The sequence below is a fragment of the Streptomyces sp. NBC_01232 genome (assembly GCF_035989885.1).
In the GTDB taxonomy this organism is placed as follows: domain Bacteria; phylum Actinomycetota; class Actinomycetes; order Streptomycetales; family Streptomycetaceae; genus Streptomyces.
This window is the reverse complement of the sequence record NZ_CP108518.1, coordinates 93,308-107,357: the sequence shown is the minus strand read 5'-3', so window position 1 is coordinate 107,357 and position 14,050 is coordinate 93,308. Positions and strand designations below refer to the sequence as shown.

The following is a 14,050-nucleotide window of genomic DNA, read 5'->3' as shown; positions in this document are numbered from 1 at the left end:
CCCCGCACCCGGCCGGCAGGACACCCCCGCACACCTCCGCGGCCGTCATCCGCCGCTGCGCCCGCGGACCGTCCGGTACAGACGGTCGATGAGGTGCCCCTTGCGCTCGATCGTCACGTCGAAGTACGCCGCACTGCGGTCCGAGCGGCACACACCGTGCACCGCCTCCTTCGCCGCACGCTTGAGCCCGGCCGCCTCCGCCGCGAGCTCCACGAGCGTCTCCTGCAGCTTCGGATGACCCAGGACGAACCGTTTCAGCCCCGGGCCGGCCGACTCGGCGGGCACCCCCTCCCCGAGCAGCTCCAGGACGACCCGGTTGCCCAGCCCGTCGAAGTCCTCGTGGGTGTTGGCCCCGCCAAGTTCCGGCACGAAGTCCGTCAGATCGTTGAACAGCTGGCTCGCCAGCCCCAGTCCGCGCATCGCGTCGTCCAGGGCCCGCCGCTCGTCCTCCACCACGCCCAGCGCCGCCACCGCCGCGTCGAGCGGCATCCGGAACAGCGTCCCCGTCTTCAGCGCGGCCGTCGACTCCCAGAACTCCACCCGCGCGTCCCGGGCCGCGGCCATCAGCTCGGCCCGGGTCCGCGGCGAGCGCGTGGACAGGTCCACGGCCTGGCCCGTCAGGCCGTGACCGACCGCCCGCACCAGGCTCGCCACGACCGCCGGATCGGCCGCATGCCCCAGAGCGGCCGTGATCAGCCAGGAGCCGGCATTGAGGGCCAGCGGTATCCCATGGGTGACGTGCAGCGCGGCCTCTCCGTAGCGGATGCCGCTGCCGTCCTGGATGTCGTCGAGCGCGACCGCGGCCTTCAGCAGGATCCGTACCGCCACGGCCGCACGGCGCACCGCCGCCAGATCCGCCGGGGACGCCTCGTGGCCCGCCTCGTCGGGGAAGCCCCGGTAGTTGCGGTAGGCCCAGAACACCATCGAAGGGCGCAGCGGACCCCCGCCGCCCCCCGCCGGCCCGGCCGCCGGCGCCAGCGCCTCCTGCCCCACCCTGGACCCGACGGCGTCCGCGACCGGCCCGTACAGCGAACGCCGCAGCGCCGCCTCATACACCGACACGGCCGCCCCCGGGCGCACCGGCGCCACCACCCCGGCCAGCGAGCCCAGGAACCCGGCCAGATCCCGCTCCAGCAGGGCCGCGTCACCCCGCACCACCGCCTCGACCCCCGGCGCATCCACCGTCTGCGTCACATGCCCTCCGAACCTCACCCCACACCGAACCCGGGCCCGGCAGCTGCCGGCCCGGCAGGGGAAGCGTGATCGTTACCGGTGGGTGCGACAAGCCTCCATCCGGATACCGGGCAGCCCGGCAGCAGCTTTCGGACACGACGACGGCGGGCCGGGGGCACACAAGCCCCCGGCCCGCCGTCCACGTGCATACGTCAGGCGGCCACCACCCGGCTCACCAGCTGGTCGCGGATACGGGACGGCAGCGCCGGCGCGAAACGCTGGAGGTAGTGGTCCATGTGCGCGTCGTCGCTCACCAGGAACGGCAGATCGAAGACCAGCAGCTTGCGGACCGCCAGCAGGGGCAGCGGGGCACGCAGCGGGCGGAAGGCCTCGTTGTAGAGGCCCGGCTCCTCGCACACCGGGTGGAACTGGCCGATCATCAGCCCCTCCGCCACGAACTCGTCCTTCGCCTTGCGCTGCAGTTCGTCCAGCTCCACCGAGTCCGTCGGGTCGAACCCCGGCAGGACCAGGAGGATGGTCAGCAGCTCGCGGTCCTCCGGCGCCAGCGGCTGCGAGAGGACCGCGTGGCGGGTGCGCAGCGAGTCCACCGCCGACGCCAGGTCCTCGCAGCCGGCGGACGGCACCGCCAGGTGGAACAGCTCCTTGCGCAGCGAGGGCTGGGTGTACGGGCACACCGGGCCGGTACGGCCCAGTTCGGGGTGGCTGGAGACCAGGAACTCCCGGCTCCACGCGAGGACCCGCAGCAGCGGGCCGAGGTGCTCCGCCGGAGCCTCACCGCGGGCTATCTGGCCGGCGGTCCACGACTGGATCAGATCGTCGCCCCTCATCGGGGGTCCCTCCACATGGGTCGCAGTACGGGTCCGCCGTCGGGCAGGGCGATGTCGGCGCCCAGACGCTCGAAGCCGGCGCGCCGGCTCGTGGCCTCACCGCCCGGGGAGCTGGCCTCCACGTAGCAGGCGATGCCCTCGGCGTCCGCGCGGGCCACCACCCGGCCCAGCAGCCCGGACATCAGGCCGCCCTGCTGCCGGCCGGGCCGGACCGCCCCGAAGGAGACGTAGTAGTGCGGCGGGCCGTGCGGATGCCGTTCCTCCTGCAGGCCCGCGATGGTGCGCATCGCGTCCGCGTGCTCGCCCAGGGCGGCGGACAGCGCCGCCTCCAGGGCCTTCTCGTCCGGCTCCGCGCCGGGCGGCAGGAACAGCAGCACCGCGTCGCCGTCCGGGCCGGTGAGCACCCCGTCATGGGCGGCGGACAGTTCCACGAACACCCGGAAGAACCCGGGCAGCAGCTCGGCGCGCAGCCGCTCGCCGGGGATCATCCAGCGGGTCAGCGCGTCCTCCTGGAAGGAGGCGGCGAGGAGGGCGGAGAGGTCGGTGACGGTCGATGGGTTCAGCCGGTTCACAGGCAGGGCGGACAAGGCAGGGCCTTCCGGTCGGTTGACAGAACACAGAACGCAGAACGGACAGGGACAAGAAACGGGGAACGGGGAACGGCGAACGGGGAACGGCGGGAAGAGGTCAGGGCGTTGACCGGGCAGCCCCCGCGAGCTGCGCCACACGGGCGTGCAGGGCCGGCAGGTAGTGCTCGAACTCCGGCTTGATCAGGACACTGCGGATCACCCGCGCCGCCTCCGCGTCCCGCACCACGCGCGGGTGGCGCCGTACGAACGCGTCCGCGTCCGCACGCAGCACACTCAGGAACACCGGGTCCGACTCCGCCGTCATGCCCTCGCGCAGCAGCCGCTCCGACGCCGCGTCGATCGAGGACAGCGAGCCCCCGGCGGCCGCCGGGAAGTACGTCACGATGTCGAGGTCCGGCCGCTGGTACAGCTCCAGCTCCCCGGACGCGGCCAGCAGGTCCGCCCACCGCAGCGCGGCCCGCCGGTTCGCGGCGAGGATCCGCCCGAAGCCGTCCGGGGTCAGCGGCAGCAACTGCAGCGTCAGCCACAGCGCGGCCGCCGCGGCCCCCGCCCGCGAGCACTCCAGACTGATCTCACCCAGGTGCAGGTCGGCGTCGGTGAAATAGGTGTACGGAGAGTCGTGCGCGAAGTGCCGCCCGGCCCGCGGATCGGGGAAGAGCACCGCCCCGCACCCGTACGGCTGCAACCCCTGCTTGTGCGGGTCCACCACCACCGAGTCGCACCCGGCGATCGCCCGCCAGGGCGCCGGGTCGACGCCACCCGTGCCCGCCCTGCCCAGGATCGCGTAGAACCCGCCGTACGCCGCGTCGACGTGCACCCGCGCCCCGTACCGGCGGGCCAGCGCCAGCACCTCGTGCACCGGGTCGACCGCCCCCAGCCCGGTCGTACCGGTGGTGACGACGACGGTGCCGATCCGCCCGCCGCGCAGCGCGCCCTCCAGCGCGCCGAGGTCGATCCGGCCGTGCGCATCGGCAGGGATGCGGTGGCCCTCCATCCCCAGCACGTGGCACATCCGCTCGTGCGTGTAATGGCACTCGGAGCTGTAGGCGACCCCCCGGTCCGGATGCAGCTGCCGGGCGACGTACAGCGCCTCCAGGTTGGCCATCGTGCCGCTGGTGGTGAGATGCCCGACGTGCGCGTCGAACCCGAACATGCCGGCCAGGTCGGCGACCGCCTCGCGTTCCATCTCGGTGGTCGCCGGCCCGCCCTCGGCGGCATGGTTGTTGGGGTTGAACAGCATGGCGGTGAGATAGCCGGTGACGGCCGCCGGATGCGGCGGCTTGACCATTTGTCCGGCGTAACGCGGGTGGAAGAACGGATAGTTGTGATCCATCCGCTTGGCGAGGCGGTCGAAGGCCTCGGTGAACGCCTCCGGGCCCACCCGGTGCGCGCCGTGGCTCTCGTACGGGCCGAACTGCCCGCCCCACCGCTCCGCCACCCCCAGCGCGCGCGGCAGCCAGTCGCGTAAGTCGTGCAGGTCGTGACGGTCCACGGGTGCCTCCCCCAGCGGCCGCCCCGATCGGCGGCACGATCACGCGTACGCGGTCGTACGTACGCACGAGGAGCCTTGCCCAGGCCCCGCAAGGCCCGCGCAACGCCGGACCCCGCACACCATCCGCGCTCGAGCGGTGCGCAAGCCGGGTCTGGTGCACTCGCGGCGCGCCACCTGCGCCAGCAGCACCGCGCGCCGGCCGCCCGCAGCGCGAACGGCCCCCGCCCCGGCGGCCCGCGCACCCACCCTTCCCAGGAGGACAACCCATGGTCACCAGACGCAGCCTGCTCGGCGGAGCCGTAGCCGCGACCGGCGCCGGCCTGCTCACCGCCGGCGGGCTGACACCGCTCCTCGGCGCCGGGTCCGCGCAGGCCACCGCCACCCCCGGGACCAAGCCGGTCACCGTCCCGCCGCCCTTCACGGTGCGGATGCCGGCCCTGCCCGTGCTCGCACCGATATCCACGTCCGGCGGCCAGGACACCTACGCCGTCACCATCAAGGAAGCGGCCCGGGAGATCATCCCCGGGGTCCGGACCAAAGTCCTCACCTACGACGGCCACTTCCCCGGCCCCGTGCTGCGCGCCCGCAGCGGACGCAAAGTGGTGATCCGCCACCGCAACACCCTCACCATGCCGGTCGCGGTGCACCTGCACGGCGGCAACGTCTCCCCGGAGAACGACGGCGGCCCGATGGATACCTTCGGCCCGGGCACCTCCCGCACGTACACCTACCCCAACCAGCAGCCGGGCGCCGGCCTCTGGTTCCACGACCACGCCCACCACATGGAGTCGGAGCACGTCTTCCGCGGCCTGTCCGCCACCTACCTGCTCTCCGACGAGACCGAGCGCTCGCTGCCCCTGCCCGCCGGCCAGTACGAGGTCCCGATCGCCCTGCGCGACGCCCGCTTCGACGAGGCCGGACAGCTCGTCTACGTCATGGACGACGTCTTCGGCCGCACCACGATCCTCGCCAACGGCCGCCCCACCCCCTACTTCGAGGTCGCCGCCCGCAAATACCGCTTCCGGCTCCTCAACTCCTCCAACATGCGCTTCTTCCAGCTGCGCCTGTCCGACGGCGGCCAGATGATCCAGATCGGCAGCGACGGCGGACTGCTGGAACGCCCCTTCACCACCGACACCATCGGCCTGTCCCCGGCCGAACGGGCGGACGTGGTCATCGACTTCTCCCGCTACCCCACCGGAACGAAGATCGTCCTGGAGAACACCCTCGGCCCGGGCACCCCCGACCAGGTCGGCAAGGTACTGCGCTTCGACGTCGTACGGACGGCCCCCGACCCCAGCCGCGTACCGGACGTCCTGCGCACACTCGCACCCCTGCCGGCGGCGACCGTGCAGCGCACCGTCGTCCTCAGCATGGACGAGGACGGCCGGCAGGAGCCGCGGGCGTTCATGGACGGCCAGGTCTGGGACCACGACCGCATCGACCAGACCATCACGCACGGCACCTCGGAGATCTGGACCGTCACCAACGCCAACAAGCTCGTCCCGCACAACTTCCACATGCACCTGGTCCAGTTCCGGCTGCTGGAGCGCAACGGCGCCCCGGTCGGACCGGCCGAGGCCGGACTCAAGGACACGGTCCGCCTCTTCCCCGGCGAGACGGTCAAACTCCACGCCACCTTCGACACCTACAGGGGCACGTACGTCTACCACTGCCACCTGCTGGACCACTCGGCGATGGGCATGATGGCCAACTTCCGCATCCGGTAAGGACCCGGCAGGGGGACCCGCGCTCGATGCGCGCTCAAGGACGGGCCGAGGACCGGGCGGAAGAATCCTCGACAACAGACCATGTCCGGCCGTGTCCCCCACGAGTCCTCATGTGTCCGAAGCCGAAAGGGAAGAGGAGGGAAGCCGATGGCCGCCACCGTGGCCATGACCGTGGTCCTCAGACCCGGCCCTCCGACCTCCCTCGACCTCCACGGCAGGCTCACCCCTGCCGCGCTCACCGCCGCCCTCGCGTCGCTGCCGCCGTGCACACCGACACTGCACCGGCACACCGACCACCACCACACGCTCACCCTGCCCCCGCCACCGTTCCCCGCCGGACGGCTGTCCGACCTGCTGACCGGGGCCGCGGCGGGGGAGGGGCGGCCCGGCGCCGCCCGCGGACACCACGCCGCCGCACACCCCGCAGACGCCGGATGCGCCACAGACGCCGGTTGTGCCACGCATCCCACGGACGCCGGATGCGCAGCACCCACCGGATGCGCCGCACACACCGGATGCGGCGACCAGGAACCGGAACGGCTGCCGCCCACCACACCCCTCCAACACGACGTACTGCTCGACGCGATGACCCACCCCGGCGCCGGCCTGCACGTGGAGCAGCTCCACTGGCGCTGGTACGGGCCGCTGGACACCCCGCGGTTCGCCGCCGCCTGGCAGACGCTGTACGACACCGAAGCGGTCCTGCGCACCGCACTGGCCAGGCCCGCCGCGCCCGGCGCCACCCCGCTCCTGGCCGTCCACCCGCACGCCGCCCCGCAACTGGAACGCCATCCCCGCGGCAGCGCCGACTGGCACGCCCTGCTCCTCAGCGAACGGATGCGCGAGTTCGACCTGTACCGGCCCGGCACAGCCCTGCGCATCGCACTGCTGGAGGAACCCGGCCCGGTGTTCCGGGTACTCCTGACCTACCACCAGGCCCTCCTCGACGGCTGGAGCGCACGCCTGCTCCAGCGCACCCTCTACCGGGCCTACCTCGCCGACGGACGGCCGGTCGGCAGCGAACGGCGCCCCGACATCCGCGACCACATGCGCTGGCTGGCCCGGCAGGACCCGGCACCGGCCCGCGCGTTCTGGGCCCGCACCGGCGCCCCGCCCGGCGCCGCCGGCCTGCCCGGGCACCGCACGGCCGGCCGCCCGCGGCTGCGCGGCCACGGACGGACCCGCCAACGCCTCACCCCGCACGAGGCACGGCACCTGCGGAACTGGGCGGCGGCCCACGGCGCGACGGAGAGCACCGCCCTGCACACCGCCTGGGCCCTCCAGCTCCACCGCGCCACCCCGCACGCGCCCGCGGTCACCTTCGCGGCGGCCGTCTCCGGCCGGGGCATCCCGCTCCCCGGCGCCGAACGCCTCCCCGGCCCACTGCGCGGCGCCCTCCCGCTGCACGTGCGCATCGACCCCGCCACCCCCCTGACCCGCCTGCTGAGCGCACTGGCCGGCCAGGCCCTGGAGGCCGCCTCCTACGAATGGGTCTCCCCGGGCCAGGCCGCCCAGTGGTCCCCGCCCACCCCCCACGGCCCCGACGCCGGCGCCCGCCGGATCCCCGACTCCCTCATCGCCTTCGAAGCACACGCGCCCACCGGCCCCGCCGACGACGACCCCGTCCACACCGAACTCGCCACCGAGGGCGTACGCGTCGGCGCCGCCGAGGCCATCGGCGCACACACCGCGCACCCCCTCACCCTCACCGCACACCACGACACCGACGGCGGGCTCGTCCTCACCTGCGTCTACGACCGGACCCGCATCACCGACTCCGACGCCGCCGAAACACTCGCCCAGACCACCCTGCTGCTGCGCGAACTGCCCGCCACCACCGGCGGGACCACCACCGTCGCCGAGGCCCTGACCCTGCTCGACGCCGGCCCCGTACCCCGCATCGCCCGCCCCGCCCCCGCCGCCCGCACCCTGCGGATCCTGCGCGCGGCCGCCCGTACCGGCGCCGGCACGATCTGCCTGGTCCCACCGCCCGACGCACCACCGGGCTGCTACGACGCGCTCGCCGCGGCCTACCCCGGCCCGCAGACGCTGACCACCGTGGCGCCGCCCGCCGACGCACGGACCGTCCTGGCCGCACTCCGCCCCGCCCTCGCCCGCGGCGAGCCGCTGCTGCTGGGCGGATTCTCCGGCGCCGGCTCCCTCGCCTGCGAAGTGGCCGAACGCATCGCCTCCCACGGCTGGCACCCGCCCCTCGTGGCGATCGGCGGCGCCCTCACCACCCAAGGCGACCCCGACCCGGTCCGCGCCCTCGCCAGGACCCTGGAGACGGCCGCAGCCGCAGCCACCACCACCGCCCGGCCCTGACCCTCCCCGCCCGACCCGACACCCCGTCCCACACCACCAGGAGTGACATGTCCCGTCGTCTGTTCACCTCGGAGTCCGTGACCGAGGGACACCCCGACAAGATCGCCGACCAGATCAGCGACACCATCCTCGACGCACTGCTCGCCCAGGACCCCGCCTCCCGCGTCGCCGTCGAGACACTGATCACCACCGGTCTTGTGCACATCGCGGGCGAGGTGACGACCCAGGCCTACGCGCCGATAGCGCAGCTCGTACGCGAGAAGATCCTCGAAATCGGCTACGACTCCTCCGTCAAGGGCTTCGACGGCGCCTCCTGCGGCGTGTCCGTCTCGATCGGCGCACAGTCCCCGGACATCGCCCAGGGCGTCGACACCGCCTACGAGAACCGGGTCGAGGGCGACGAGGACGAACTCGACAAGCAGGGCGCCGGCGACCAGGGCCTGATGTTCGGCTACGCCTGCGACGAGACCCCCGAGCTCATGCCACTGCCCATCCACCTCGCCCACCGGCTCTCCCGCCGCCTGTCCGAGGTCCGCAAGAACGGCACCCTCCCGTACCTGCGCCCCGACGGCAAGACCCAGGTCACCATCGAGTACGACGGCGACAAGGCCGTCCGCCTCGACACCGTCGTCGTCTCCTCCCAGCACGCCTCCGACATCGACCTCGAAGCACTGCTCGCCCCCGACATCAAGGCACACGTGGTCGAGCACGTCCTCGCACAGCTCGCGGACGACGGCATCAAACTGGAGACCGCCGGCTACCGCCTCCTGGTCAACCCCACCGGCCGCTTCGAGATCGGCGGCCCCATGGGCGACGCCGGCCTCACCGGCCGCAAGATCATCATCGACACCTACGGCGGCATGGCCCGCCACGGCGGCGGCGCCTTCTCCGGCAAGGACCCCTCCAAGGTCGACCGCTCCGCCGCGTACGCCATGCGCTGGGTCGCCAAGAACGTGGTCGCCGCCGGCCTCGCCTCGCGCTGCGAGGTCCAGGTCGCCTACGCCATCGGCAAGGCCGAGCCCGTCGGCCTCTTCGTCGAAACCTTCGGCACCGAGAAGACCGACATCACCAGGATCGAGGACGCCATCGCCGAGGTCTTCGACCTCCGCCCGGCCGCCATCATCCGCGACCTCGACCTGCTGCGCCCCATCTACGCCCAGACCGCCGCCTACGGCCACTTCGGCCGCGAACTCCCCGACTTCACCTGGGAGCGCACCGACCGCGCCGAACTGCTGAAGGCCGCCGCCGGCGCCTGAGCACGCCCCGGACCCGCCCGGACCGGCGGCCGTCGCCCACCGACGGCCGCCGCCCCGGCCCGCCCGCCCCTCACGCGACCGGCAGCACCCCTCCAGCGGCAGCCCCGCCCGCCCCTGCCGTCCCGACCCACCACCCCGCCCCGCCGACAACAGACCAGCTCACAGGAGTCCACGTGCGTATCGCGGTGACCGGATCCATCGCCACAGATCACCTCATGGCCTTCCCGGGCCGGTTCGTCGACCAGCTGCTCCCCGACCAGCTGCACCACATCTCCCTGTCCTTCCTCGTCGACACCCTCGAGGTACGGCGCGGGGGAGTGGCCGCCAACATCGCCTACGGACTCGGCGGCCTGCGCATGACCCCCCTCCTCGCGGGCGCCGTGGGACCCGACTTCGCCGAGTACGAGGTCTGGCTCAAGGAACACGGAGTCGACACCGGCGCCGTGCACGTCTCCGCCGAGCACCAGACCGCCCGCTTCATGTGCATGACCGACCAGGACTCCAACCAGATCGCCTCCTTCTACGCCGGCGCGATGGCCGAGTCCGCCCGCATCGACCTGCACACCCTGCACGCCCACACCCCCCTCGACCTGATCCTCGTCTCGCCCAACGACCCCGGCGCGATGGTCCGCCACACCGAACAGGCCCGGGAGCTCGGCATCGCCTTCGCCGCCGACCCCTCCCAGCAACTCGCCCGCCTCACCGGCGACGAGGTGCGCAGCCTCGTCACCGGAGCACGCTGGCTCTTCACCAACGCGTACGAATCCGCGCTGCTGCGCGAACGCACCGGATGGACCCACGAGGACGTCCTCGACCGCGTCGGCACCTGGATCACCACCCTCGGCGCCCAGGGCGTCCGCATCGACACCAAGAACGCACCCACCCTCACCGTCCCCGCCGTCCCCGACGTCCACGCCGCGGACCCGACCGGCGTCGGAGACGCCTTCCGCTCCGGCTTCCTGGCCGCCGTCGGCTGGGGACTCCCGCAGGAGACCGCCGCCCAGCTCGGCTGCGCCATGTCCGCGCTGGTCCTGGCGGCCGTGGGCTCGCAGTCGTACGAGATCCAGCCCGACCTGCTCCTCGCCACCGTCCGCACGGTGTACGGGGAGCACGCGGCCGGGCTGCTGGAGCCGAAGCTGGGGCAGCTGATATGACGACGAACACGACGGATACCCAGACCCGGGCCGATGCCCTCAGAGAGGCGCTCGCGACGCGTGTGGTCGTGGCCGACGGGGCCATGGGGACGATGCTGCAGGCGCAGGACCCGACCATGGAGGACTTCCAGCAGCTGGAGGGCTGCAACGAGGTCCTGAACGTCACCCGCCCGGACATCGTGCGTTCGGTCCACGAGGCCTACTTCTCGGTGGGTGTGGACTGTGTGGAGACGAACACCTTCGGCACGAACTACGCGGCGCTCGCGGAGTACGACATCGCCGAACGCAACTTCGAGCTGTCCGAGGCCGGTGCCCGGATCGCCCGCGAGGTCGCGGACGAGTTCACGGCCTCCACCGGTCAGCAGCGCTGGGTGCTGGGTTCGATGGGCCCCGGCACCAAGCTCCCGACGCTGGGCCACATCACCTACGGGCAGATCCGTGACGCCTACCAGATCAACGCCGAGGGCCTGATCTCCGGCGGCGCGGACGCGCTGCTGGTGGAGACCACCCAGGACCTCCTGCAGACCAAGTCCTCGATCATCGGCGCGCACCGCGCCATGGCGGCCCTGGGCATCACCGTCCCGCTGATCTGCTCCGTCACCGTCGAGACCACCGGCACGATGCTGCTGGGTTCGGAGATCGGCGCGGCCCTGACCGCGCTGGAGCCGCTCGGCATCGACATGATCGGCCTCAACTGCGCCACCGGCCCCGCCGAGATGAGCGAGCACCTGCGCTACCTGGCGCGCAACGCGCGCATCCCGCTGTCCTGCATGCCGAACGCCGGCCTGCCGGTGCTGACCAAGGACGGCGCCCACTACCCGCTGTCCGCCCCCGAACTCGCCGACGCCCAGGAGACCTTCGTCCGCGACTACGGCCTCTCCCTGGTCGGCGGCTGCTGCGGCACCACCCCCGAACACCTGCGCCAGGTCGTCGAGCGGGTCCGCGGACTCACCCCGACCACCCGCGATCCCCACCCCGAGCCGGGTGCGGCGTCGCTGTATCAGACGGTGCCGTTCCGGCAGGACACGTCGTACATGGCGATCGGTGAGCGGACGAACGCGAACGGGTCGAAGAAGTTCCGTGAGGCGATGCTGGAGGCCCGCTGGGACGACTGTGTGGAGATGGCCCGGGACCAGATCCGTGAGGGCGCCCACATGCTCGATCTGTGTGTGGATTATGTGGGCCGTGACGGTGTCGCGGACATGGCGGAGCTCGCCGGCCGTTTCGCGACCGCTTCGACCCTGCCGATCGTGCTGGACTCCACCGAGGTCCCGGTCATCCGGGCGGGCCTGGAGAAGCTCGGCGGCCGCGCTGTGATCAACTCGGTGAACTACGAGGACGGCGACGGTCCGGAGTCGCGGTTCGCGCTGGTCACCCGCCTGGCCCAGGAGCACGGGGCTGCTCTGATCGCGCTGACCATCGACGAGGAGGGCCAGGCCCGGACCGTCGGGCACAAGGTCGCCATCGCCGAGCGGCTCATCGAGGACCTGACCGCCAACTGGGGGATCCGCGAGTCGGACATCCTCATCGACACCCTGACCTTCACGATCTGCACCGGCCAGGAGGAGTCCCGGGGCGACGGCATCGCGACGATCGAGGCGATCCGTGAGCTCAAGCGGCTTCACCCGGACGTCCAGACCACCCTCGGCCTCTCCAACATCTCGTTCGGCCTGAACCCGGCGGCGCGCGTGCTGCTGAACTCCGTGTTCCTGGACGAGTGCGTGAAGGCCGGTCTGGATTCGGCGATCGTCCACGCGAGCAAGATCCTGCCGATCGCCCGGTTCGACGAGGAGCAGGTCACCACGGCCCTCGACCTGATCTACGACCGGCGTGAGGGCGATTACGACCCGCTGCAGAAGCTGATGGCCCTCTTCGAGGGCGTCAACACCAAGTCGATGAAGGCCGGCCGCGCCGAGGAACTCCTTGCGCTGCCGCTGGACGAGCGGCTGCAGCGGCGGATCATCGACGGTGAGAAGAACGGCCTGGAGGCGGACCTCGACGAGGCCCTGCAGGCCCGCCCCGCCCTCGACATCGTCAACGACACCCTCCTGGAGGGCATGAAGGTCGTCGGTGAGCTGTTCGGCTCCGGCCAGATGCAGCTTCCGTTCGTCCTGCAGTCGGCCGAGGTCATGAAGACGGCCGTGGCCTTTCTCGAGCCGCACATGGAGAAGACGGACGACGAGGGCAAGGGCACGATCGTGCTGGCGACCGTCCGCGGTGACGTCCACGACATCGGGAAGAACCTCGTCGACATCATCCTCACCAACAACGGCTACAACGTCGTCAACATCGGCATCAAGCAGCCGGTCTCCGCGATCCTCGAAGCCGCGCAGGAGCACAAGGCCGACGTCATCGGCATGTCGGGTCTCCTCGTGAAATCGACCGTGATCATGAAGGAGAACCTGGAGGAGCTCAACCAGCGCAAGCTGGCCGCCGACTACCCCGTCATCCTCGGCGGCGCCGCCCTCACCCGCGCCTACGTCGAACAGGACCTCCACGAAATCTACGAGGGCGAAGTCCGCTACGCCCGCGACGCCTTCGAGGGCCTGCGCCTCATGGACGCCCTCATGGGAGTCAAGCGCAACGTACCCGGAGCCCAACTCCCGCCCCTCAAACAACGCCGCGTACCCAAACGCGACACCCCCCTCCTCCAGACCACCGAACCGGCCGAAGCCGGCCGCTCCGACGTGGCCGCCGACAACCCGGTCCCCACCCCGCCGTTCTGGGGCACCCGCGTCGTCAAGGGCATTCCCCTCAAGGACTACGCCTCCTGGCTCGACGAGACCGCCCTCTTCAAGGGCCAGTGGGGCCTCAAGGACGCCGACACCATCGCCACCGACGGCCGGCCCCGGCTGCGCGGCTGGCTGGACAAACTGCACACCGACGGCCTCCTCGAAGCCGCCGTCGTACACGGCTACTTCCCCTGCGTCTCCAAGGGCGACGACCTCATCATCCTGGGCGAGAACGGCTCCGAGCGCACCCGCTTCACCTTCCCCCGCCAGCAGCGCGGCCGCCGCCTGTGCCTCGCCGACTTCTTCCGCCCCGAGGAGTCCGGCGAGACCGACGTCGTCGGCCTCCAGGTCGTCACCGTCGGCAACCGCATCGGCGAGGAGACCGCCCGGCTCTTCGCCGCCGACGCCTACCGCGAATACATGGAACTCCACGGCCTGTCCGTCCAGCTCGCCGAGGCCCTCGCCGAGTACTGGCACGCCCGCGTCCGCGCCGACCTCGGCATCGGCGGATCCGACCCGCAGTCCATGGCCGGCATGTTCCGCACCGAATACCAGGGCTGCCGCTACTCGCTGGGCTACCCCGCCTGCCCCGACCTGGAGGACCGCGCCAAGATCGCCGACCTCCTGCAGCCCGAACGCATCGGCGTCCTCCTCTCCGAGGAGTTCCAGCTCCACCCCGAGCAGTCCACCGACGCCATCGTCATCCACCACCCCGAAGCCAACTACTTCAACGCACGCTGACCCCCCACA

9 protein-coding genes are annotated in these 14,050 nt (G+C 72.1%); 5 read left to right on the top strand and 4 right to left on the bottom strand.

The window, feature by feature from the left end; genetic code table 11:
• Positions 1-45: 45 nt before the first annotated feature.
• The 4 genes from OG444_RS00500 to OG444_RS00485 form a co-directional block, all read right to left on the bottom strand.
• Complete coding sequence (locus tag OG444_RS00500) at positions 46-1,194, bottom strand: class 1 isoprenoid biosynthesis enzyme (protein WP_327260137.1); 1,149 nt, start codon at positions 1,192-1,194, stop codon at positions 46-48.
• Positions 1,195-1,385: 191 nt separating this feature from the next.
• Positions 1,386-2,021 carry a DUF6875 domain-containing protein gene (locus OG444_RS00495; protein WP_327260136.1) on the bottom strand — a complete coding sequence of 212 codons (636 nt, stop codon included), beginning with the start codon at positions 2,019-2,021 and terminating at the stop codon, positions 1,386-1,388.
• Complete coding sequence (locus OG444_RS00490; RefSeq protein WP_327260135.1) at positions 2,018-2,608, bottom strand: hypothetical protein; 591 nt, start codon at positions 2,606-2,608, stop codon at positions 2,018-2,020. Before OG444_RS00490 ends, OG444_RS00495 begins: the two co-directional genes overlap by 4 nt.
• Before the next feature lie 100 nt (positions 2,609-2,708).
• Positions 2,709-4,103, bottom strand: coding sequence for a pyridoxal phosphate-dependent decarboxylase family protein (locus tag OG444_RS00485; protein ID WP_405786644.1), 1,395 nt, complete (start codon positions 4,101-4,103; stop codon positions 2,709-2,711).
• A gap of 266 nt (positions 4,104-4,369) precedes the next feature.
• On the opposite strand from OG444_RS00485, the gene OG444_RS00480 reads away from it, so the two are divergent.
• The 5 genes from OG444_RS00480 to metH all read left to right on the top strand — a co-directional run bounded on the left by OG444_RS00480 (position 4,370) and on the right by metH (position 14,041).
• Positions 4,370-5,833: a multicopper oxidase family protein gene (locus tag OG444_RS00480; RefSeq protein WP_327260134.1), complete on the top strand. Its 1,464-nt coding sequence runs from the start codon at positions 4,370-4,372 to the stop codon at positions 5,831-5,833.
• Between the two features lie 147 nt (positions 5,834-5,980).
• Positions 5,981-8,158 (top strand): condensation domain-containing protein, encoded by a 2,178-nt coding sequence (locus OG444_RS00475; protein ID WP_327260133.1) that lies wholly within the window; start codon positions 5,981-5,983, stop codon positions 8,156-8,158.
• Between the two features lie 47 nt (positions 8,159-8,205).
• A complete protein-coding gene (gene metK, locus OG444_RS00470; protein ID WP_327260132.1) occupies positions 8,206-9,414 on the top strand; it encodes a methionine adenosyltransferase in 1,209 nt (402 codons plus the stop codon).
• Between the two features lie 173 nt (positions 9,415-9,587).
• Positions 9,588-10,568, top strand: a complete 981-nt coding sequence (locus OG444_RS00465) for a carbohydrate kinase family protein (protein ID WP_327260131.1) — start codon at positions 9,588-9,590, stop codon at positions 10,566-10,568.
• Positions 10,565-14,041 carry a methionine synthase gene (metH, locus tag OG444_RS00460; RefSeq protein ID WP_327260130.1) on the top strand — a complete coding sequence of 1,159 codons (3,477 nt, stop codon included), beginning with the start codon at positions 10,565-10,567 and terminating at the stop codon, positions 14,039-14,041. The genes OG444_RS00465 and metH overlap by 4 nt, the downstream gene beginning before the upstream one ends.
• Positions 14,042-14,050 lie beyond the last annotated feature (9 nt).